This is a genomic window from Spartobacteria bacterium UBA695 (genome assembly GCA_002298145.1).
GTDB lineage: Bacteria > Verrucomicrobiota > Verrucomicrobiia > Chthoniobacterales > Chthoniobacteraceae > UBA695.
Map to the genome: position 1 here is coordinate 17884 of DBMP01000009.1, position 21647 is coordinate 39530.

General features: G+C 63.7%; 15 protein-coding genes. 4 read left to right on the forward strand and 11 right to left on the reverse strand.

Annotated features, from left to right (window positions below):
• Positions 1-71: 71 nt before the first annotated feature.
• From truB to B2828_RS04635, 6 genes are all read right to left on the reverse strand, one after another.
• The gene (gene truB, locus B2828_RS04610; RefSeq protein ID WP_479632517.1) at positions 72-794 is read right to left on the reverse strand and encodes a tRNA pseudouridine(55) synthase TruB; all 723 of its coding nucleotides are present in this window, start codon (positions 792-794) and stop codon (positions 72-74) included.
• Positions 772-1761 carry a DHH family phosphoesterase gene (locus tag B2828_RS04615; protein WP_479632518.1) on the reverse strand — a complete coding sequence of 330 codons (990 nt, stop codon included), beginning with the start codon at positions 1759-1761 and terminating at the stop codon, positions 772-774. The genes truB and B2828_RS04615 overlap by 23 nt, the downstream gene beginning before the upstream one ends.
• Before the next feature lie 120 nt (positions 1762-1881).
• Entirely contained in the window at positions 1882-2256 is a 375-nt protein-coding gene (gene rbfA, locus B2828_RS04620; protein ID WP_479632519.1) for a 30S ribosome-binding factor RbfA, read from the reverse strand.
• A gap of 86 nt (positions 2257-2342) precedes the next feature.
• Positions 2343-4514 carry a translation initiation factor IF-2 gene (gene infB, locus B2828_RS04625; RefSeq protein WP_479632520.1) on the reverse strand — a complete coding sequence of 724 codons (2172 nt, stop codon included), beginning with the start codon at positions 4512-4514 and terminating at the stop codon, positions 2343-2345.
• Positions 4515-4544: 30 nt separating this feature from the next.
• Positions 4545-5807, reverse strand: coding sequence for a transcription termination factor NusA (nusA, locus tag B2828_RS04630; RefSeq protein WP_479632521.1), 1263 nt, complete (start codon positions 5805-5807; stop codon positions 4545-4547).
• Positions 5808-5931: 124 nt separating this feature from the next.
• Positions 5932-7326: a DUF2851 family protein gene (locus B2828_RS04635; protein ID WP_479632522.1), complete on the reverse strand. Its 1395-nt coding sequence runs from the start codon at positions 7324-7326 to the stop codon at positions 5932-5934.
• A 96-nt stretch (positions 7327-7422) separates the two neighbouring features.
• Here B2828_RS04635 and B2828_RS04640 point away from each other — a divergent pair, with 96 nt between their 5' ends.
• Complete coding sequence (locus B2828_RS04640) at positions 7423-9108, forward strand: hypothetical protein (protein ID WP_479632523.1); 1686 nt, start codon at positions 7423-7425, stop codon at positions 9106-9108.
• Here B2828_RS04640 and B2828_RS04645 read toward each other — a convergent pair.
• Together B2828_RS04645 and B2828_RS04650 are read right to left on the reverse strand one after the other, a co-directional pair.
• A complete protein-coding gene (locus B2828_RS04645) occupies positions 9088-10782 on the reverse strand; it encodes a TIGR03790 family protein (RefSeq protein WP_479632524.1) in 1695 nt (564 codons plus the stop codon). The genes B2828_RS04640 and B2828_RS04645 overlap by 21 nt on opposite strands.
• Positions 10783-10921: 139 nt before the next feature.
• Positions 10922-11707, reverse strand: coding sequence for an MBL fold metallo-hydrolase (locus tag B2828_RS04650; protein WP_479632525.1), 786 nt, complete (start codon positions 11705-11707; stop codon positions 10922-10924).
• Positions 11708-11760: 53 nt separating this feature from the next.
• Between B2828_RS04650 and recN the strand changes: the two genes are divergently transcribed.
• Together recN and B2828_RS04660 are read left to right on the forward strand one after the other, a co-directional pair.
• Positions 11761-13440 carry a DNA repair protein RecN gene (gene recN / locus B2828_RS04655; RefSeq protein WP_479632526.1) on the forward strand — a complete coding sequence of 560 codons (1680 nt, stop codon included), beginning with the start codon at positions 11761-11763 and terminating at the stop codon, positions 13438-13440.
• A gap of 14 nt (positions 13441-13454) precedes the next feature.
• Positions 13455-14915: a hypothetical protein gene (locus B2828_RS04660; protein WP_479632527.1), complete on the forward strand. Its 1461-nt coding sequence runs from the start codon at positions 13455-13457 to the stop codon at positions 14913-14915.
• Between the two features lie 69 nt (positions 14916-14984).
• Here the strand turns inward: B2828_RS04660 and B2828_RS04665 are convergent, their stop codons facing one another.
• From B2828_RS04665 to B2828_RS04675, 3 genes are all read right to left on the reverse strand, one after another.
• Positions 14985-18455, reverse strand: a complete 3471-nt coding sequence (locus B2828_RS04665; RefSeq protein ID WP_479632528.1) for an FHA domain-containing protein — start codon at positions 18453-18455, stop codon at positions 14985-14987.
• A 70-nt stretch (positions 18456-18525) separates the two neighbouring features.
• Positions 18526-20211 carry an ABC transporter ATP-binding protein gene (locus B2828_RS04670; protein WP_479632529.1) on the reverse strand — a complete coding sequence of 562 codons (1686 nt, stop codon included), beginning with the start codon at positions 20209-20211 and terminating at the stop codon, positions 18526-18528.
• A gap of 79 nt (positions 20212-20290) precedes the next feature.
• A complete protein-coding gene (locus B2828_RS04675) occupies positions 20291-20575 on the reverse strand; it encodes a hypothetical protein (RefSeq protein WP_479632530.1) in 285 nt (94 codons plus the stop codon).
• Positions 20576-20712: 137 nt separating this feature from the next.
• On the opposite strand from B2828_RS04675, the gene B2828_RS04680 reads away from it, so the two are divergent.
• Positions 20713-21624 carry a 5'-3' exonuclease gene (locus B2828_RS04680; RefSeq protein ID WP_479632531.1) on the forward strand — a complete coding sequence of 304 codons (912 nt, stop codon included), beginning with the start codon at positions 20713-20715 and terminating at the stop codon, positions 21622-21624.
• The last annotated feature ends 23 nt before the right edge of the window (positions 21625-21647 follow it).

Sequence of the window (21647 nt, forward strand, 5' to 3'; positions counted from 1 at the left end):
GGCGCAAAAAGGCTTTCTTCTCTTTGCGGCTTTGCGGCTTTGCGTGATTCATTTCCCGTCTCGGATAGAAATTACGCGCCGCGCATCCGCGAGACGGTGGGCAGGCTCAGGATTTTGCCGATGATTTCCGAGCGCGGTTTGTTTTTCAGGTCGTCAACGGTGACGGCGTGCTCCAAGGTGAATTTGCCGCTCTTGGTGCGGCGCAGGGCCTTCAAATGCGCGCCGCAGCCGAGGTCGTTGCCAATGTCGAAGGCGTAAGTGCGAACGTAGAAGCCTTTGCTACAGACGACGCGGAATTCCACCTCGGGCATGGCGATGGCCTTGATCTCGTGGGCGAAAATGTGGACGAAGCGCGGGTCGCGCGCGACGGTCTTCCCCTGGCGGGCGAGCTTGTAGAGCGGCACGCCTTCTTTCTTGATGGCGGAGACCATCGGGGGCATCTGGTAGAAATCGCCGTCGAACTTGGCAAAGGCGGCTTCGATGCGCTCGGGGGGCAGCTCGGGGACGGGGCGGGTTTCGGTGATCTGGCCGTCGGCGTCCTGGCTGTCGGTCATCTCGCCCAGGCGCAGCGTGCCGACGTATTCCTTGTCCTCGCTCATGAGGAGGTCCTGGATCTTGGTGCCGCGGCCGATGACCACGATGAGGAGCCCGGTGGCCAGGGGATCGAGGGTGCCGCAGTGGCCGACTTTCTTGGTGTCGAGCGCGCGGCGAACGATGGCGACCACGTCGTGCGAGGTCATTCCGGGGGCTTTGTCTACGATGAGGACTCCGTCAAGGCTGGTGGTGGATGGCATCTGCAATAGCATTGAGTATGTTGGTTTCGACTTCCTCCAAACGCCCGTTGACACGCGCTCCTGCCGCCAGCGTGTGGCCGCCTCCGCCGAACTTGGCGCAGATGGCGCAGACGTCGTGGCGCGGGTCTTTGGAGCGCATGGAGACGCGGACTTTGCCGCCTTCCATCTCTTCCATGAAGACAGCGATCTGCACGCCCTCGGTGGAGCGGAGCGTGTCGATGAGGCCCTCGGTGTCGTCGGGGAGGGCCCCTTCGATGCCGGTGAAGGCGGCGCGGGTCAAGGCGAAGCTCGCGACGCGGGCCTCGCACGTGAATTTCATGCCGTTGAGCATGACGCGCATGAGCTCCAGGCGGCGGCGCGGGTGGGTTTGGAAAAGCTGTTCGGAGATTTTGCCGACGCGCACTCCGGCGCGGATCAGTTCGGCCCCGATCTCGAAGGTACGGGCGGTGGTGTTGGAGTATTGGTAGGAGCCAGTGTCGGTGGCGATGGCAGCCCAAAGGTTCTCGGCAATGGCGAGGTTAAAGGGCATGCCGCCCGCGCGGATGAGCTCGTAGATGACCTGCCCGGTGGCGGGGGCCCCGACGTCGATGTAGACTAGGTCGCCGTAGCCGGTGTTGGATACGTGGTGGTCCAGGTTGATCCAGACGCGCGCGGAGCGAACGGCGGCGGGGGCGTCGCCCAAGCGCGGGTGCGTGGAGGTGTCCACGGCGATGGCGACGTCGAAATCCTGCGGTTCGCGCGGCGGCTTGACGACGAGGTCGGTGCCGGGAAGGAACGCGAGTTTCTCGCCCGGGCCGTCGTCGTTCCACACGGTGACGTCCTTGCCCATTTCGCGCAGGCTCATGGCGAGGGCAACGGAGCAGCCGATGGCGTCCCCGTCGGGGCGCACATGGCACATGACGACGAATTTCTGGTTCTGCCGCAGGACGTCGGCGACCTGAAGGAGGGTGCAGTTGCTCTTACTCATAGAGAAGCCCTCCGTTGCCTGGGTTCACAAGTAGCGGAGGAGGGGTACGGTACTCCTCTTTTGCCCCCGTGGCCCGACTTTTTTATCTGGGTCAATCCAACCATCCGAAAGCGCAAAAGATCAGTCTTCGTGTTCGTCCTCCGGATCGCCGGGCTCGGCCGGGGTCTCGGGAATGTCGAGGGTTTGCAGGATCTCGAAGATTCGCGCGCTCCGCTCGATGCCTTCGTCGAGGTTGAAGTGGAGCTGCGGGGTGTACTTGAGGATGACGCGCTTGGAAACGGCCGATTGCAGTTCTTTGCGGTGCTCGTGCAGTTTCGACATGACGGCCTGAGGGTTATCCCCCAACACCGAGACGTAGACGTGCGCGTGCTTAAGGTCCGGGGTAATGTCGACGTCCTGGACGGTGACCAGCTGGGTAAAGTGGAACTCGCGACCGATGAGGTCCCCGAGTTCCCGCTTCAGCAATTCTTTGACTCGGACAAGACGATGTTTCATGGCTCGGAACGAGGGTGCAGGGGAAGGCGGCTGGGCGCTTCGGCCCGATTGCCTGCGTCCCACGGCTGCCTCCCCGCTAAAGCCCCCTACAAGGTTTGGGTAACTTTCTCGAGCGTGTAGCACTCGATGATGTCACCGGTTTCGTATTCGGTATAATCGCCCAGTTTGATGCCGCATTCCAGTCCGGTACGGACTTCTTTCACGTCGTCCTGGAAGCGGCGTAGGGTGGCGATGTTGCCATCGTAAACGGCCTGGCGGCGGCGAAGCACGCGCGCCCGGGCAGTGCGGGCGATGCGTCCGTCGGTGACGGAGCACCCGGCGACGACGCCCTTGGTGAGTTCAAACACCTGCTTGACCTCGGCGTGGCCGATGACGCTTTCGCGCAGTTCGGGCTCGAGGAGGCCGGCCATGGCTTCTTTCACCTGGTCGAGGAGTTCGTAAATGATCGAGTAGAGCTTGATCTGCACCTGCTCGCGCTTGGCGGCGGCGGCGGCGGTGTTCTCGACCTTCACGCCGAAGCCGATGATGACGGCGTTGGACGCGGTGGCGAGCAGTACGTCGCTCTCGGAGATCGGCCCCACGGCGGAGTGGATGACAACCAGGGAGACTTTCTTGGACTCGATCAGGCTGAGCGAGGCGACCAGCGCTTCGAGGGAGCCCTGCACGTCGGCTTTGAGGACGATGCGCAGTTCCTTCTTGGCGTCGGCGGCGAGGCTGGCGAAGAGGTTTTCCAGCGTGGCACGGCCGCCGCGCGGGGTGGCCAGCTTTTCCTCGCGCTGTTCGGCTAGGCGCTCTTCGGAAAGGGCTTTGGCGGCCTTGTCGTTCTCCATGACGAGCAGTTCGTCGCCCGCGTTGGGCAGACCGGCGAAGCCGAGGACCTGCACGGGGGTGGAGGGTCCGGCGAGTTTGACGTTCTTGCCCTTGTCGTTGATGAGCGATTTGACCTTGCCGGAGTAGTTGCCGCAGATGAAGGGCTCGCCGACTTTAAGGGTGCCCATGCGCACGAGTACGGTGGCGGTGGGGCCGCGGCCGGGTTCGACCCGGGCTTCGATGACGGTCCCGCGCGGTTCGGCGGACGGGCTGGCTTTGAGTTCCAGGATTTCCGCCTGGAGCAGGATCATTTCCAGAAGGGCGTCGATGCCGGTGCCTTTGACGGCGGAAACGGGACAGGTGATGGTCTCGCCACCCCAGTCTTCGGGCGTGAGGCCCTTTTCCTGAAGCTGGCCTTTGACACGGTCGACGTTGGCGCCGGGGAGGTCGATTTTGTTGATGGCAACAATGATCGGCACTTCGGCGGCCTTGGCGTGGTTGAGCGCCTCGACGGTCTGCGGCATGATGCCGTCATCGGCGGCGACGACCAGGACGACGATGTCCGTGACGTTGGCGCCACGGGCACGCATCGCGGTGAAAGCCGCGTGGCCCGGGGTGTCGAGGAAGGTGATCGGGTGGCCGTTGTGGTCGACGGTGTAAGCGCCGATGTGCTGGGTGATGCCGCCCGCTTCGCCCGCTGCGACGCGGGATTTGCGGATGAAGTCCATCAGCGAGGTCTTGCCGTGGTCGACGTGGCCCATGAAGGTCACGATCGGGGCGCGCAGCTTGAGCTCTTCTTTCTTGGGAGGAGGCGGGGGCTTGGGCGCTTCGACGACCGGCTCGGGCTTGTGCACTCCGCCGCCTTCTTTGCGCTTCTCGCGCTCGAAGACGAAGCCGTGCCTTTTACACAGATTGGCGGCGATGTCGGGCTCCAGCGTGTGGTTGATGGCCGCGAAAATGTTCATGTCCATCAGCTCGGAGATCAGCTGGAAGGGCTTGAGGCCCAGCTGGTTGGCCAGCTCCTTGACGATGATCGGCGGCTTGATGTGGATGCGTTTCTCGTCCGGGACGAGCTCCTCGGGAGCAGGGGCCGGGGCGGCGGGCTCAGCCGGGACTTCCGCCACGGGGGCGGGCTCGGGCTCGACGGGTTCCGGCGCGGGCTCGGGCTGCGCGGGGGCGAGAATGCGGGAAATGGGAGGAAGTGCGGAGAAGGGCTTGAAGCCGGAGCCGGTGCTGGCGGCGCGACGGCGGGCGGGCTTGGGCCCATCGATGAGCGAGACGGTCTCGGGAGGAGCGGGCTTCGGTTCGACAGGGGCTTTCGGCTCGACGGCGGCCTCCGGTTTCTGCGGGCTGCCCGAGGGACGCGGATGTGCGCCGCCGCCTCCCGTGTTTTTGCGGGGTGCGGGACGTCTTGCGCCTTGGGAATTGGGTGTTGCTCGGGTTGCCATTATTAATTCTAAAAAATACGGAGGGCTCGACTAAGGTTTAGCCGCCCCCTTTTGATATTCGCTCTGGGCCGCGTTGTAAATAGCCGCTGCCTGCTCCAGATCGACTCCGGTGGCGTCAGCGATGTCCTGGGGTTCGGCCCCCACGATCACTTCGGCGCTGTTCATGCCCGCTGTAATAAGCTTGCGGGCAATGGGTTCGTCGATTTTCAGGGAGGCGGCCAGCGCGCTCGCGGCCTTGGAGACGCTCTGGGCGAACGCTTCTTTGGCGGTTTCGTCTTTTTCGATGTTGATCTCCCAGCCCAGGAGGCGGGAGGTCAGGCGGGCGTTCTGCCCGCGTTTGCCGATGGCCAGCGAGAGCTGGTCCTCGTCGACGCGAAGCGCCACGGCTTTCTTGACGGGGTCGAGGGTGACGCTCTTGATTTTGGCCGGTTTAAGGGCTTCAAGGACGAATTCCTTCACATCGGCGCTCCAACGGATGATGTCCACTTTCTCGTTGTTGAGTTCGCGGACGATGTTCTTGACGCGGGAGCCCTTCATGCCGACGCACGCGCCGACCGGGTCCACTTTGTCATTGGCGCTGTGGACGGCGATCTTGGTGCGATAGCCGGCCTCGCGGGCGATGCCCCGGATCTCGACGGTCTTGTCGGCGATTTCGCTAACTTCCGTTTCAAAGAGGCGGCGGACGAAGTTGGGGTGGCTGCGGGAAAGGATGATCTCGGGGCCGCGCGGGCCGACCTCGACGGCGACGACGTACGCACGAATGCGGTCGCCCACGTTGTAGTCTTCGGTCTGGACGCGTTCGCGCGAGGGCATGACGGCCTCGAATTTGCCGAGGTCGACGATGACATCCGAGCGCTCGAAACGGCGCACGGTGCCGCTGACGATCTCTCCGGCGCGGTCCTTGAACTCGTCGTAGACCATCTCCTTCTCCGCCTGGCGGATGCGCTGCATCATGGCCTGCTTGGCGGTCTGGGCGGCGATGCGGCCGAAATTCTTGGGCGTGACCTCGACTTCGAGCGATTCGCCGAGCTCGGCCGAGGGCTTGAGGGTCCGCGCCTTGGTCAATGCGATCTCGTCGTGGGGGTTCTGGACGTTCTCCACTACCACCAGGTTCGCCAAAGCACGGATTTCCCCGGTCTTGCCATCGACTTCGATACGCAATTCCCGGGCGGGTCCGATCGCTTTTTTGGACGCGGAGAGAAGGGCATTCTGCACGGCCTCTACGAGCACCTCGCGCTTAATGCCTTTCTCGCGTTCAAAATAATCCAAGCCTGAAATGAGATCGCTGTTCATAAAAAAACGGGATATCCGGAGACAAAAAAGAGTGGGGGGTAAGCCCACTCGCGCTTCGAATAACTTGTCAATCCTAGAAGCGTTCCTCCCTACCGTCAAGCAGAGAAGAACGCCGGGGGATTCATTAGGAAAATTGTTCCCCCGAATCGACCCACTTCCCTAACCGTAATGGCAAGGGGCACCGGGCGCAATCTCCTTCGCATGCCAGGCAGAAGTCTTCGTAGAGCTGGAGGAGGCCCTGCTGGGTGACGGCCTGGCGGGTGAGCCGCCGCACGATGGGCCCGGCCCCGAAGAGGCGGCGGGCGGCCAGGTCGACGCGCCGGTTGGATGCCGGGGCGGGGAGCTGGCGGTAGGTTTCCCAAAAGTCCGGGGCGGCGGCCAGGGCCCCGGGGAAAAAGACGTTGAGGAGGAGGTCGGTAACGCGGTTTTCGCCCACCAGGGCCATGCGGGAACGGGAGCGGGGGGATTTCAGCGTATAGTGCCAGTCCCAGTACGGTTCGCTGAGCTGGCTGAAGAAATGGCGCACTCCGGCGATGTTCCCGGACCCGGCGAGCGCCTCCAGGACGGGCCAGTGCCGGACGATCTCGGCGAGCGCGGCGACGCGGCGCTGGGGGTGGTTGACGGGGCGCACCCCCCGGAAGTTCCAGAGGGCGGCGGGGACGGTCAGGCGGTCGAACTCGGTGCGGCGGGGCCACCAGCGGGCCCAGACGTCGCGCAGGTAGCTGCGGGTGTCGCCCGGCAGGGGCTGGAAGTCGGTAAGCCCCAGGAAGCCGCTTCCGGCGAAGAGGATCGGCTCGATCTCGCCCCGTTCGCCGCGCAGCAGGCTGAGGGGGAAGCGCTGGGCCAGGAGGGTAAAGGGGAGCTTATTATTCCGGTAGCCGAGCGCCTCGGCAATGCCCTGGTAGAGGGCCTCGGAGGGGCCGAAGATCTCCTCCAGGCGCTTGAGCCTCGCGGCTTTTTTACAAAGGCGGAACTGCGCCGCCGCTTCGACAAGCTCCTCGGCACGGGCGGGCGGCATCTCGGCAAAAAGGCCCCGGCAGGCGGTGCATTCGCTGTTTGTGGGCTCGACGGGCGGGTATTCGAAGCGGGCGGTATCGAGCCAGACCTGCGGGACCTCGCGACCCAGGCGCGTGCAGGAGGCGGGCAGGAGCTGACCCCGTTCGTGGGCGGGGTGGCTGGCGAAGACGTGCAGGATCGTCCCCTCGTACTCCGGGCTGGCGGCGGCCTCGGCATCCCACGCCTCGGCGCTGGCATGGACCACGACGCCGCCTCGTACGCGGGTGGAGCCAAAGGTAATCTCGGCATCAATAAAGTGGGGCCCGGCCCCGGCGTTCCAGCGGCCAAAGCGCTCAATGCGCAGCGGGGCTCGCGTAGTGGAGAGGAATTCGCGCCCGAACTCCCCGGCCAGCCAGAGCGTCTGCAACTCGACCTCCGGCAGCTCTCTGGGAGCGCGAAGCGTCGCGGCTTCGGCAACGAAGCCCTCTTCCCTCCATCGGGCATAGCGATCAGCGAGTTCCATTTGAGCCCGGCAGGTTAACGCGCCCGCCGCCCCGATGGAAAGCCCGCAATCGTTTGCCCTTTTCTCCCCTGCCCCGGGGCGGGTACTCTTGCGGCGATGAAACGGATATTGCTCTCGGTTCTGATGGCCATCGGCTTGCTACAACCCGTTTTGGGCGAACCGGGCTGGAACCCGGATGAGGTGAAGAAGAAAGCCGTTGAACTGCTTAAGGCCGAGGATTTTGCAGCGCTGGACACCCTGGCTGCCACGATCCGACAACAAGGCTATGACATCCGGCAAAGCTACCCCGAATTACGCGGGTTTTATTCGGCTTTCGATGTCAAAGAGGGGGCTAACGAGCGCGAATGGCTCGACCAGCAGGGGAAACTGACCCGTTGGTCCCAGGTCCGGCCTGAGTCGCTTGCCGCTAAAATCGCCCTTGCCAACTGGTACCTCAACTACGGCTGGAAAGCCCGGGGCACAGCCTACGCGAACCAGGTTTCCGACGAAGGCTGGAAGCTCATGCGCGAACGCCTCCACCAAAGCGCGCAAATCCTGAAAAGCGTGCCGGAGGGCATGGTGGACGACCCGGAATACTACCGCACCTGGATTTACCTCGAAACCGAGCCGGGCGAGAGCAACGCCGATTGCGGCAAAACGGCGGTCATCAAGGGGAGCAACCTGGCCAAGGAATACTACCCGCTTTATAGTGACCGGGCTTATTTTCTCCTGCCAAAATGGTTCGGGAATCCGGGGGACTGGGAGCGTTTCCTCCTCAACACGGCCAATTCGTTTTCCGGCGAGAAGGGGGACATCCTATACGCCCGGATCGCCCGGGCCGAGGCGCACCATTACGGGGAGAACTTCTTCAAGGAATCCCAGGCAGACTATGCGCGGATCAAGCGCGGCTACCTCGCGGGAGCGGTTTACCATAACGCGAACGACCGGCCATCGGACCTGAGCAACCTCGCCTACCTGGCCACGATCCAGGGCGACAACGCCACCGCCGTGAAACTCCTGCTGGACTTGGGGGGCTCCGTTTATCGCAGCGCCTTCGGGACCGATGACAATTTCAACCGGCTGCGCAAGGCCAGCGGTGCCGAAGCGATCATCAACAAGGCCCTGGAAGCCGAGCGTTCGGGGAAACTGGACGAGGCGGAAAAGCAGTTCCTTTCGTTCCATCCAGACCTCTCGACGAGCTCCTGGATGATTTCTTTCTATATAAGAGAAGGCATGGAGGCCAAGCTGCGGCCCCTGCGGTTTAGTGACCAGCAGTCCTTTGCGCAGATTCTGGACGCCGATCCCTCCACCACCAGCGACATCAACACGCTCGCTGAACTCTCAAAGCTCGCCCCCCTGGTCGGCCAATGGGAGAAAGCGGAGGCGGCGGGAAATGCCTTCAACCAGAAGCGCGGGTTTAATCTCATCGGGAAAAACGCGCTCTGGATCTGCGCGCTCCACAAGGGCAACCGGGAAGGAACGGACGCCGCCCGGCAGCAATTCCTGGAGCTCAAGACCAACCGCCCCGCTTATCTCGCGGCCCAGGCCCTCGTGGCCGGGACCAAAACCTGGGAAGAAACCCGGGCCGAGCTGAAGCCAACCGATGTCTACACCCCCCAGGCAGTGACAGCCATCGCCCTTCATTATTATTCCATCGGGCAAACCGCAACGGCGCATCAGGTGATTGAGGAAATGCTGCCGGTTTGCCAGGAGACGATCGAAAAACGGCTCCTCGAAAGTCTCCTTTACGGCTCGCTTGGCCGCTCGCTGGCGCAGGGCACCTCACCGGCTCCCGGCCGCTGAAGCAGCCGGGCTCGGCGGGGGCGGCGGGGCCAGCTCCAGCTCGATGGACCGCAGCAGCGCCGCCGGGCCGGGTTGCCAGGGTTCCCCCAACCCCTTGCGAACCAGCGCCAGGGCGTCGGCGTTTTTTTCCTGTGAGCGCAGGAGGCTGATCTCGTGCAGCAGGCACCGCAAGCGACCCGATTCCTCGCGGTAGGCAGCGCGGGCCTGCTCCCAGGAGGCCAACGCCCCCCGGGGGTTGCGCGCCTGCACTTGCAGCAGGCCCAGGTCCTCCCAGAGGAGCCCACTCTTCAGGCTCTTGGCGCGGGTGGAGAGCCAGCTTTCGCCGATCTTCGGGTCGCTGCCCCAGTGGAGCGCCCCCTCGGCCACGACGCCAAACTCGGCGTAGTCCACCGGCGGCTTGCGGCCCGCCTGGCGCGCGGCAAAGGGGCGGTAGAGGGGGTCGCCGATGAAGGTGGACATCCACGAGAGCACCGGTTGGGCGGCGTAGGCGGCGTCGCCGAAGCAGGCACCGCCCGCAAGCTGCTCCTCCAGGGTGTCGGGCCGGGTGGTGAAGGTCAGGTAGGGCTCGTAGACGTTGCCGAAGGTCACGGCGGCCCCGTGCTCCAGGAGCGGCGCGCACCAGCCTTGCAACGGCTCGCGCAGGGAGGTGGCGCTAAAGGAATGGAGGTGAAAGGCGATGGCCCCGGGGGCGAATTTCACCGCCGGGTTCCGGAAAACGCCCTCGACTCCGCCCGCGTACCACCCGAGGTAAACCGCCGCGCGGGTCAGCGGGTAGTTCTCGGGAAAGAGGGCGGGCCGGTTATCAATCACGCAAGGGAAGCCCTGGGCAAAGAGGTTCCCGGCGGCCTGCCGGAACCATTCGTCCCCCTGGCCGAAGGCCCCTTCGGTGATCCCGCGCGAATCGACGTAGGCGAAGCCCCAGAGGCCCTCTTTTTCGGCCTCCAGGCTGTCGCGGATCATCCGGCGCACGGTATCGGGCGTGGCGGCGTCCAGGCGGCAGACGCGCAGCAGCCACTGTGAGGCGGGGTTGCTCGCGTGGCCGGGGCGGATAAAGGCGGGGTTTTCGACAAAGCCCGAGATCTGCCGGGAGCCGAGCCCGAGGGTGGCCAGCTCGGAATCGACTGAGGCCTCGTTGTGGTTTAAGGCAGGCTGGGCGGGCTTGTCGCCCGGGTAATCCGCCACGGGGGCAATCTTGAGCGGCACGCCCCGGATGAGGGCGACGTAGCGGATGCGGCTGGCGACGACCTGGCCGGAGTCGATATCGGCCTCGGTTTTCCACCACCCCTTGGCGAGGAAGGCCCGGCGCAACGGCCCGGCAATGGCGTCGTCGTAATCCTGGCGCGAGATGGTTTCCGCCGTGGGGCAGGTGACCGCGATAACGTGGTCCAGCGGGATATTGCGCTGGGTGGCGTAGAAGCTGGCCAGGGGGAGCGAGGCGGGGTCGGCCTGGTTAAAGACCACGACCGTCGCCTGGGCCTCCGGGGTGGGCGGCGGCGCGGCTTGCAGCGGCAGGGCGGCGCTGAGGAAGCAAAAGGCAAAGACGCGGAGACACGGAGACGCGGAGAAGGCGCTTCCACGCCGGGGGGCGGAAGGGCGTTCTTCTTCCTCGTTACGAATCTCCAGATTCGTAACGCCTCTGTCTGCGAAACTCTGTTTCGAAAAGGTGGGCCACACTGCCAGCGCGCGGTTCCGGAAACTGGAGTTTCCAAGACACTTGCGTTCCCCATCTGGAGATTGGGAACGAGAAAACAAGAGAGCCAGCGCCAACGGCTTCCATCCTTTGCGCTTTTGCTTCTTTGCGTGAGTCATTTTTCTAGAACTTCAGCTTCAGCCCGTCGTAGGCCAGGCGCACGCCCGGTGGCAGGGCGGCCTCGGTCTCGGCGTGGCCGATTTCGTGGCAAAGGTGAGTGAACCAGGTGGCCCCGGGCCGGATGCGCGAGGAAAGAGCGAGGGCCTCCTGGTGGTTCATATGCGTCGGGTGCTCCCGGTGGCGCAGCGCGTCAACGATGAGCACCTCCACCCCCTGGAGCCGCTCTACGACCTCCTCCTCCACGCTTTTGCAGTCGCTCAGGTAGGCGGCGAGCTTGCGGCCGCCGCGCTCCATCAGGTAGCCAAAAGCCGGGGAGCGCCCGTGCGTCATCGGCAGCGGCGTGAGGGTCGTTTCGCCGATTTTGAAGGGCTGGAAGCTCTGCACAACGAGCGGTTTGGGCTTGATGTAGCCGGGGTAGAGGTTCTGGCCGTTGAAGGCGAAGAAGAAAATCCGCTTCAAATCCTGCATCGTCGCCAGGCCCGTGTAAATGGGCAGCCAGCGGTCGCCGCCGCAAAAACGGCGCAGATCGTCGAAGCCCATAATGTGGTCGGTATGGGCGTGGGTGTAGAGCACAGCATCCATGCGGCAAACTTTCTCTCGCAGGCACTGTAAGCGAAAATCAGGGCCCGTGTCGATCACCCAGGCGGCCTCGGGCGTTTCCACGTATACCGAGGAGCGGGTGCGGAAATCGCGCGGGTCCTCGGACGTACAAACAGGGCAATCGCAGGCGATCATCGGCACGCCCTGGGAAGTTCCCGATCCGAGGAAGGTAATTTGGAAGCTGTCCATGAGCGTGATTTGCGGGTTTGAAAAAACTCTAGTGACCCTACATAATAACCCCCGTGACCGCAACGCTCACTTCCCTCCGCATCCGCAACCTGGCGCTCGTCGAAGACCTGCAATGGCGTCTGGAGCGCGGGTTCGTCGCGGTGACGGGCGAGACCGGCTCCGGCAAATCCATCATCCTGGGCGCCCTCAAGCTGATCCTGGGCGAACGGGCCGATAAATCCCTGATCCGCACCGGCGCAGACGGCTGCACCGTGGAGGCGGTCTTCGAGCTCGAAGGCGGCGCACCCACCGCCCGGCTCAACCCATGGTTGGAAGCGCAGGGCGTGGAGCCGTGCGAGGGGGGCGAGCTGATTTTAAAGCGCACGTTCACCCGCGCGGGGGCCAACCGGCAATTCATCAACGCCAGCGCGACGACCCTTTCCGTCCTCTCCCAACTGGGCGAGGGCCTGGTGGATCTCCACGGGCCGCACGACCACCAGTCGCTCCTTTCCGTGGAAAAACAGCTCGAACTCCTCGACGCCTTCGCGGGCAACGCCGCGCTGCTGGCCGAGTACGAGACGCGCTACCGCGAGTGGCTCAGCCTCACGGCGGAATACGAAGAGCTCTCCACCAGCGAATCCGCCCTGGAGCGGGAGCTGGACCTCCTGCGCCACCAGTCGCGCGAGATCGAAGCCGCCTGCCTGCGCGAAGAAGAGGAGGCCGAGGTGCTCGCCCGCTACCACGTCGCCACCAACAGCCGCCGCCTCGTCGAGCTCGCCACGCAGATCGCCCGCCGCCTTTCCGACGCCGACGACGCCCTGCTGCCCGGCCTCGCCGAGCTGACCCGCCTTTTCCGCGAGCTCGAAAAGCTCGACCCCTCCACCACCCCGCTCGCCGAGGCCCACACCGGAGCCGTCGCGGCCCTGGAGGACACCGTGCGCGAACTGGAGCGCTACGCAGGCCGCCTGGACCTCGACCCGGAACAACTTGCCGAGCTGGAAGACCGCGTGACGTTGATCGAGACCCTCAAGCGCAAATACGGCCCCTCGCTCGCCGAGGTGATCGCCTTCGGAGCCCAGGCCGCCGCCCGGCTGCACAAGATCGAATCGCGCGGCGACGAACTGGCCCGGCTGGAAAAAGAGATCGAAGCGGCGCGCGCCAAGGTCCAGACGGCAGGCGGCAAGCTCTCCAAAACCCGCAAAACCGCTGCGCCCAAGCTGGCCGCCGATGTGGCCGGGCAGTTGCGCGACCTCGGGTTCAAAAAAAGCGGCTTCGAAGTCACCCTCACCCCGCAGGAGAAACCGGGCCCCCACGGCCTGGAAGGGGCCGAATTCCTCTTCGCCCCCAACCCCGGCGAACCGCTCAAAGCGCTCAAATCCATCGCCTCCAGCGGCGAAATATCGCGCGTCATGCTGGCGGTAAAGTCGTCGCTCGCAGCCCAGGACACCGTAGCGCTCATGGTTTTCGACGAAATCGACGCCAACGTCGGCGGCGAGATCGCCCACACCGTCGGAGCCAAAATGCGTTCCCTGGGAGCAGCGCGCCAAGTCCTCTGCATCACGCATCTGCCCCAGGTGGCCGCCGCAGCTCAGGCCCAGTGCGTCGTCAGCAAGGAATTCCACGACGGCCGTACCCGCTCACACTTAGTCGAAGTGGAAGGCAAAGCGCGCGTGGAGGAAATCGCCCGGATGCTCGGAGGCCAAACCGAATCCGCCCTCGCCCACGCCCGGGAGTTGCTCAAAGGCTGGAAATAATAAAGAGGCCACTCTTGAAACTCGGCACATCTGCTCGTTTCTTTGTCAATTTTCAAGAGTTGCCCTCTTATCAGGCTATTATTTTTTCCAAGCGAAAAAACTTTACATACGAAGTTGGAAACCGTAGCCGTACTTCGGATGCAATGGGAAGCACGGACGCATCTGGAAGAAGAACCCAAACTATGAACTCACAAAAGCGGCCGACATGTTTCGTAATTTCACCCATTGGCGAAGAGAACTCTGAACCCCGCGAACACGCAGACGATGTCTTCGATCTGTTGATTGAGCCAGCTTTAGAGAGATTTGGTTTTTCTGTGCTCCGTGCCGATAAAATCAACTCGTTGGGATCGATCAACAAAGATGTCATTGATCAAATTCAGAATGCGGAGGTATGCGTGATTGACATTACTGGCCACAATCCGAACGTCATGTACGAATGCGGTCGCAGGCATGAGACCGGAAAGCCATACATAATGATTGCGAAAAAGGGTGAGACGCTTCCGTTTGATATAACAACAATACGTACCATTTTCTACAGTTTATGCAGTGGACGAGATATTCATGATGCAGTGAAATCCGTCCAAGGTGCCGTGGAGAAAATTGTCGCGGACGGTTTCCAATTAAACAGTTCGGGTGAATCGTTGGCAAGTGTTGCTGAAGCGGTTCGACGCATTGAGCGAACGCTTGACCGCTTGGCCGTTGCGAGTCCTTCACTCTCCATTACCACACCATCTCCACGTGCCTCTGAGTTAATAAAGCAATACGGTCTGATTGCGGCTTTGAATTATGCGTTTTCGCAACGGGATTCAGATTTGGTTGATGAGATTCTTCCAAGGTTAGCAAAGAAGCGCCCCGAGGGTAATAATTTCATTCTCAGTGGCTTAGCCCAAGGCGCAGCGATTGGAAGTCGTGTTGCTTTCGATCTCTTGGCTTGTCATGTTACAAATCTAGGCGGGTTTGAACAGGATGATGTTATAACGATTGTAGGCTGCTTCGTCACAGGAGCAAACCGACTTGACGAGGAAAAGAAGGCGTTAGAGTTACTCGAACCGCTCTTTAACGGGGTCAGTGAGGGTCGCATGGGAGATTATTCAGTTGAAAATCGGGCAAGTCTGCTTACTCAAAAGAATCGGTTGCTTAGCGGACTTGGGCGATTTATGGAAACGTTTGAGATTGGCCAACGCGTTTTAGATCTTTGTCCTAATGACGAATCCTATTTGTATAATCAATCGATAAGTTGCGAGAAAGTGGCCAAATTTGATGAGGCTTTGGCGCTCGTGGACCGTTATATGGCTATCATTTGTGATAAACCCAACCCCGATGAGGATCATTTGCAGCGGGCCGTGATAACATATGCGAAAGCGGGACTAAAGGCGAAGACAATTGATGCGTTTAGCCTTTTGAAAAAGCATCATCCATACATAGCAGACGTTGTTAAAGGAGAGGACAATGTTGAGGCGATCTTGAACGCCTAAAGAATCCTTCCAGTGAAGCTGACGTACAATGGGGTCAACTCCTGAAACTTGACGGAATGCGTTCGAGGCCTACACCAGCCCGATCTGCCCTTTGAAGATCCAGATGAGCGCTTTGACGCCTAGCTCCAGGAGGTTAAAGGGCTTGGCGATGAAGTCGTTGCCGCCGCTGAGGCTCGATTGCACGCGGTTTTGGACGGTCACGGCTCCCGTGATGAAGACGACGGGCACTTTCTTGTAGTTGGGCAGCTTGCGCAGCCGGGTGCAGAGCTCGAAGCCGTTGATGTCGGGCAGGCCCACATCGATTAAGACCAGATCGTACTGTTCCCTCTCAAATGCGGCGAGGGCTCCCTTGGCGTCCACGGCGCTCGATACGTTGAGCCGGAGCGTTTCCAGGGCGGCGAGGATGGTCTTGCGGGCGTCGGGGTCGTCGTCGATGGCAAAGAGGCGCGCCTGGGAGGGGTCCTGGGTCAGCGAAAGGTTCTTCTCGTGGATGAGGGTGACGAGGAAGTCGACCGCCTGGCTGACGGTGCGCAGGGAAGAGGGGTTGATCTGCCCGGGGATTTTCTTGAGGTCGTCCACGAGCATTTCGAGCGCATTGGAGAGGGTAGCGACGGGGGTGACGTTGGCGCGGCGGGTCTCCTCGGCCATGCAGTGGAGGCCAACCTGAAATTCCTCCAAGAGCGAGAGCTCCATCTGGTTCTTGATGAACGCGTGGAGGCTGCGGCGCATGGAGTTGAGGGCCTCGGGCGCGGTTTCGAGGATTTTCTTGAGGTCGGGCGCGCCTCCGCCAAAGACGGGCCCGGGGCGGGTGGAAACCATGCCGGGATCGTGCGCGGGCGGGGCGATTTCGATAAGCGAATGCCTCGGATCGGCGGCTGTAGCGGCGGATGGCGCTAGCGGCTCTTCCTGGGCGAGGGAGAGCTTCGGGACCGGCGGGAAACTGGCGGCGGCGGGCGCGGCCGGAGCGGGCGTGGCGACCGGGGCCGGGCGCAGCGGGATCGACGGCATTTGCACGGTCGGCATGGAAACCGTCGGCATGGAAAGGGTGGGCATCGGCGTGGGCGCAGGCGCCTGCACGGGTGCGGCGGGGGTCGCAACGGGCGCGGGCACGGGGGCCGGAGCGGCGACAGGGGCAGCGGGCCGCGCGGCGAGGGCGGCGATCTCGCTTTGGGCCAGGGAGAGCTTTTCGGCGGCGGTGGCGACCTCGGTTTTGAGGGCATCGCGCTCGCGGGTGAGCCCTTCGAGCTGGGCTTGGAGGCCGGATTCCGCACCTTGGGCGGAGCGGTGTTCGCGCAGGAGGTTTTCGAGCTGGCCGCGCAGTTCCCCGCTGGAGGCCTTGGCGGCATCGAGATCGCGGGCGTCGGCCGCGGCTTTGGCCTGGGCCTCGGCGAGGGAGGTTTTCAGCAGGTCGCGCTCTTTGGAGAGGGCCGCGAGGCGGTCCTGCAAGTCGGAGGCGGTGGACTGGGAGGAGGCCCCGTCGCGGGTGGCGGCGGCGAGCTTGGACTCCAGTTCCGCGTTGCTGATCTTGGCGGCGTTGCGCTCCTGGGTCATCGCGGTGAGCTTCGCCTCGGTCTCGGTTACGGTGGCCCGGGCTTCGTCGCGTTCTTTGGAGACGGAATCGACCTTGGCCTGCAACGTCACGGAGGCGGCCTTGGCTTCATCGCGTTCCTCGGTCATGGCGTCGAGTTTGCCTTGGTGCGCGGCCTCGGCGACCTTGGCGGCGTCGCGCTCTTTGGCCATGGCGTCGAGCTTGACCTGGGTTTCCTTGACCTCGGCGCGAACTTCGTCGTTCTCCGTGCAGAGCAGGTCGATCTGGGCCTGCAAGTCGGTGGCGGAGGCCTTGGCCAGATCGCGTTCGCGGGAGAGCTCCTCGATGCGCTGCTGGAGGCTCTTTTCGAAGGATTTGAAGCCGTCGCAGTCGGCGGCGAGGATCTTGACGCGGGAGGTCGCTTCGTCGAGGGATTTGCGCAGTTCGTCGCGCTCCTTGGCGGCTTTCTCGGTCTCGGCCCTGGCCTCGGTGAGCTGGGTGGCGAGGCGGTCTTTCTCCTGCTGGATGCTGTCGCGGTCCTGGGTAAGGGAGGCGATCTGCTGGCGGTCGCCGGTCTGGTCGCCGGAAAGGGTGGAGATCAGCGCGTTGGAGTCGCGCAGCTGCCGGGCGGTGAGCTCCACGGCGTCGCGGGCTTCCTTGGCCTCTTTCTCGGCTTTGGCGGCGCGGGCCTCGGCGGCGGCGACTTCCTCGGTGGCCTGGGACTGGTCGCGCTCGCGGTCGCGGGAGGCGTTCTCCAACCGCTGGAGGGTTTCGTCGCGCTTGGCCAGGGCGGCGTCGAGCTTGGCCTTGAGGCCGTCGATTTCGGACTTGAGCTCGCCGATGGCGTTCTCCTGCTCCAGGAGGCGGGCGGCGGCTTCTTTCTGTTTGCGGACGCTCTCGGCGGCGGCTTTGGTCTCGGCCTCTACCTGGGCTTGGGCGGCGGCGAGCTGGGTGGAGAATTGCTCTTTCTCCGCGCGAAGGGTGTCGCGGGCCTGCATCAGGGAGGCGATCTTCTGCTGCTGGCCGGTTTGGTCGCCGGAGAGGGCTTCCACCTGGCCCTTGGCGTTCTGCAATTCGCGCTCGGCCTTGGCGGCTTTTTCCTCGGCGGCCTTGAGGCTCTCCTCCAGGGCGGTGACGCGGGCCCCGGCGATGGAGAGGGCGGTGGCGATGCTTTTTTCCTTCAGGTCGATGACCTTCCGGTTGCTCTCGGTCTCGGTCTGGAGTTGGTCGAGCTGCTCCTCGGCGTCCTTGAGCTGGGCGGCGAGGGCTTTGTTATGAAATTCCAGCCCGTCGCGCTCCTTGGCGAGGGTTTCGGTCTCTTTTTTGAGTTTCTCGACCTCGTCGGCCAGGCCCTTTGCCTCGGCGTCGGAAACGCCGCCGCCCGCCTGCCGCTGGAGGCCGTAATGGATGGTCAGAGTGCCCCGGACCGCGCCGAACTGGACGATGTCGCCATCCTGGACCTCCCGCTCGGAGATCGGCTCCTGGTTGACGAAGGTTTTATTCGTGGAGCCGAGGTCGCGCAGGATGAACTTGCCCCCCTGCTGGATGAACTGGGCGTGGTGGCCGGAAACCGAGGGGTCTTTGATCCGCACGTCGTTGTCGGACTTCCAGCCGACGGTGGTGGCTCCCTCAAACTGGACGATATCGGTGTCGCCCTCCGGGGTGGCCAGGGCGAGGCGGCCGCGCAGGCGCGCTTCGATGGCCGCTTTGCCCTCCCCGGGGTCGCTTTCCAGAAAGAGGCCCTCGATCTTGCCGAAACGGACGGAGTCGCCCTCTTTGAGGCCCGCTTCGAAAATCGCCACGCCGTTGACCCAGCATTTGTTGGCCGAGCCCAAGTCGCGCAATTTATACGCGCCGTTCTCAAAAATGATCTCTGCATGGCGCGGGGAGACTGAGGGGGCTTTGAGCGGGAACGCGTTTTCAGCCGCCTCGCCGATGGTAAGCGGCTGGTTCTGGGGTACTCCGTGGGAGATGATGCCCGATCCGGGAATGTGTACGAAAAGTGTGGCCATGAGGGATAACTACCGGGGGATATGACGGCTCATGAAAAGGGAGGTCGTAAAATCGAGTTTGTGAAGCAGGTTACGTGCCCTCGCGGCCCGGGGCAACTCTCAAACGATTCATATTGCAGCCTGCCGCGCACAAAATCAGCCCCAGGGCGAGCTGCGCGCCCAGCATCCCGAGGCACAAGCCGGAGGGGCTTTGCGGGTTGACCATCTGGAGGATTTCGTAAAAGCGGGTCCCCTCCATCGACTGGAGGTACGCGCCGGAGCCCCAGTAAAGCGGCGAGAGAGGCCGCAGCGTCCAGCTCAGCCACTCGGGCGGGGCCAGGAGGACGCCCGCAAAGGGGAGCTGTAAGGCCGCCAGCCCGAAGCAGAGCTGCCGCGCCCGCCCAGCCGTCCGTGCAAAGCTGGAAAGGGCCAGGCACATCGCGGCGAAAGCGCCGTTGGCCAGGGCCAGCACGCCCGCCTGCCACCCGAGCGCGCCCGGCATCCGGCAAACTTCGTGGATAAAAACCCCCATCCAAAGCGCCTGAAGCACCACCCACGGCAGCAAAAAGGCGGCCTTGCTGGCGACGTAGGCCCCGACGCGCAGGCCTCGGAATTTCTCGCGTTCGAGGAACCCGCGCTCCCCGGCAACCTCGCTTGAGGCAATGCGGGCGGTCAGGAAGGCGAGCAGGACGAACTGGGCCAACACAAGGCCGTTGGCCAACCCCACGCCGTAGGTGGCATCGACGGCCAGGAGGGCGTTCTCGCGGATCTGCGCGGCCACGTCGCCCCGCAGCGCCCCGGCCAGGCCGACGAACCTCGGCAGCCCGTCCATGGCGAACACTGCCGCGGCCAGGGGAAACGCCAGGGCCAGGGTGACCTCGCGCCCGAGTTCGGCCCGGTCGCGCAAGAGGGCTTCGCCACGCCGCCGCAACAGCCCGAGCCCCTGCCTCAGCGCGCCCGGCCGCCCCAGCCGCGAGGGGGCGTCGCAGCCCTCGGCTCCGGAGGGAAGCAGGCGGCGATAAGCCTCGCCGTGTTTTTCCCAGGACCCGTGCCACTGCCCGGCGTCCCGCACGGCAAGCTGCGCCCAGAGCGCCCCGGGGGCTTCGATCTGAAAATAATGAGCCAGGCCACCCGGCGCGCCATGGTAGGCCAGGTGGCCGCCGCAGAGCACGAGCACGGTATCGAAGTCCCCCAGCCGGTCCAGGGCCTCGGTAACGCGCACGATGGCGATCCGCAGCTCCACGGCGAGGGTGCGCAGGAGGCGGTCGAACCCGGGATCGCTCCCGGCGTCGTCCCGCTCATCCCAGAGGAGCAGCCCCGGGGAACCGGCCAGCTCGAGGGCCAGCTCCAGCCGCCGCCGCTGCCCGCGCGAAAGCGTCCCACCCCGGCTCTCCCCGGCCTCCGCCAGCTCCACTCGGCGCAAAAGGGCCTCGGTCTGCTCGGAAAGATCCGCCGCAGAGGCGACGACGCGCAGCCGCAACGCCCCGGAAATCTGTTCGCGAACCGTCAACCAGCTCGCTGCCCGGTCATGGCCAAAATTCAGCGCCGGATGGTACGCCACGGAGGGAGCCGGAGCCGCTCCCGTCCAGATCACTTCGCCAAAAGTGGGAACCCGCACGCCTGCGAGGACCTGCAATAAAAGGCTCTTGCCCGAGCCGGGGGGGCCCACCAAGGCCGCCACCTCGCCAGGAAAAAAAACGGCGCTGACATCCCCCAAAAGGACTCGTTCCTGGGGAAGGGCCGCCGCCAAAAGCGAAACATCGTGGAGTTCGAACACGCGCCTTACCCTAGAGAGGTAGGCGCGCCCGGTGCAAGTCCCGGCTTAGCGGCTGGTTGAAAAACTAGGGAACCAAAGGCTAGGGCGATACCTGTTCGTCCGGGTCCGGCGCGGCGGCTGCCGGGCGGGGATGGTTGTAGACATCCTCGGCCAGGCGGAAAAGCCCGTAGATCAGCGCGGCGGGCTTGATCACCGTCAGCACCAGGCTGGCCAACGCCGCCATCACCAACCGCAACGGCAGCTGGGCCAGCAAAAAGCCAATCCCCAGGCTAAAAAGCGCCGCCTTCTCGGGATGCTCGCGGATGCATTTGGCCGTTTTCTCCACCGTTTCCCCACACTTGGGGCAGAAGATCTTGCGTTCCATACCCCTTAATTCGCACTCCCCTGCCAGGCCGGGCGCAAGGGAAACTTCCCGGGCCCCCTTATCCCGATTTGAGCCGTCATCGACAATTTACAAAAAGGAATTTCGAAAAACCCGAGTTTGCGTCTACCGTGTGCCCCGTGAAACTGCTGCTTGTCGACGGCCCCTATTATGTATACCGCTCGTTTTTTGCCATCCGCGAACTCTCCAACTCGCGGGGCGAGCCGACGAACGCCATCTACGGCTTCGTCAAAGTGCTCCGAAAAATGATCCGAGACATCTCCCCGGACCTGGTCGCCGTCTGCTGGGACGAAGGCCTCCCGCCCCGGCGCACCCAGCTGCAACCCAATTACAAAGCCCAGCGCCCGGAAATGCCCGAGCTGATGCGCCCGCAGCTGGCCCCCATCCGGCGGCTCGTCCCCCTGATGGGCATCGCCAGCCTGCGCATGCCCGACACCGAAGCCGACGACCTCATCGCCTCCTACGCCTGCGAAGCCCAGCGGCGCGGCATGGAAGTGGTCGTAGCCACCAACGACAAGGACCTCTTCCAGCTCGTCAACGGCAGCATCCGAGTCTACTCCACCAACAAGACCGACCTCGCCTCGCCCAAGGACGGCTTCGCGCTCCTCGGCGGGGACTACGTGCGGGCCAAGTGGGGCGTCGAGCCCGAGCAGATCGGCGACGTCCTCTGCCTGGTTGGCGACTCCGCTGACAACATCCCAGGCGTCCCCGGCCTGGGGCCCAAGCGGGCGGCCGCGCTCATTGGGCAATACGGCAACATCGCCGCGCTGCTCAACCAAGCCGAATCCATCCCCAACGAAACCCTCCGCGAAAAAGTGCGGGCCGGGCGCGAGCAAATTCTGGAGAACCAAGTCATGATCCAGCTCGACACCTGCCTCCCCCTGCCCGCCCCTCTGGACGAGCTGACCCTGTGCCCCCGTTACCCCGAGTTGCTGGCCGAGCTGGAGCCGTGGGAATTCAAATCGCTAACCCAGGAAATCCGCGACGAAGCCGCCAAGACAGCCCGGCCCACTCAAGGCGAGCTGTTTTAACAAAAGCCATTGCGGAACGTTTC

What these genes read in the sequence shown, in the direction of transcription:
- nusA (WP_479632521.1), bottom strand. Translation starts at nt 5,807, where the DNA reads ATGAACAGCGATCTCATTTCAGGCTTGGATTATTTTGAACGCGAGAAA.
- truB (WP_479632517.1), bottom strand. Translation starts at nt 794, where the DNA reads ATGCCATCCACCACCAGCCTTGACGGAGTCCTCATCGTAGACAAAGCC.
- B2828_RS04615 (WP_479632518.1), bottom strand. Translation starts at nt 1,761, where the DNA reads ATGAGTAAGAGCAACTGCACCCTCCTTCAGGTCGCCGACGTCCTGCGG.
- infB (WP_479632520.1), bottom strand. Translation starts at nt 4,514, where the DNA reads ATGGCAACCCGAGCAACACCCAATTCCCAAGGCGCAAGACGTCCCGCA.
- B2828_RS04650 (WP_479632525.1), bottom strand. Translation starts at nt 11,707, where the DNA reads ATGGACAGCTTCCAAATTACCTTCCTCGGATCGGGAACTTCCCAGGGC.
- B2828_RS04675 (WP_479632530.1), bottom strand. Translation starts at nt 20,575, where the DNA reads ATGGAACGCAAGATCTTCTGCCCCAAGTGTGGGGAAACGGTGGAGAAA.
- rbfA (WP_479632519.1), bottom strand. Translation starts at nt 2,256, where the DNA reads ATGAAACATCGTCTTGTCCGAGTCAAAGAATTGCTGAAGCGGGAACTC.
- B2828_RS04635 (WP_479632522.1), bottom strand. Translation starts at nt 7,326, where the DNA reads ATGGAACTCGCTGATCGCTATGCCCGATGGAGGGAAGAGGGCTTCGTT.
- B2828_RS04665 (WP_479632528.1), bottom strand. Translation starts at nt 18,455, where the DNA reads ATGGCCACACTTTTCGTACACATTCCCGGATCGGGCATCATCTCCCAC.
- B2828_RS04640 (WP_479632523.1), top strand. Translation starts at nt 7,423, where the DNA reads ATGAAACGGATATTGCTCTCGGTTCTGATGGCCATCGGCTTGCTACAA.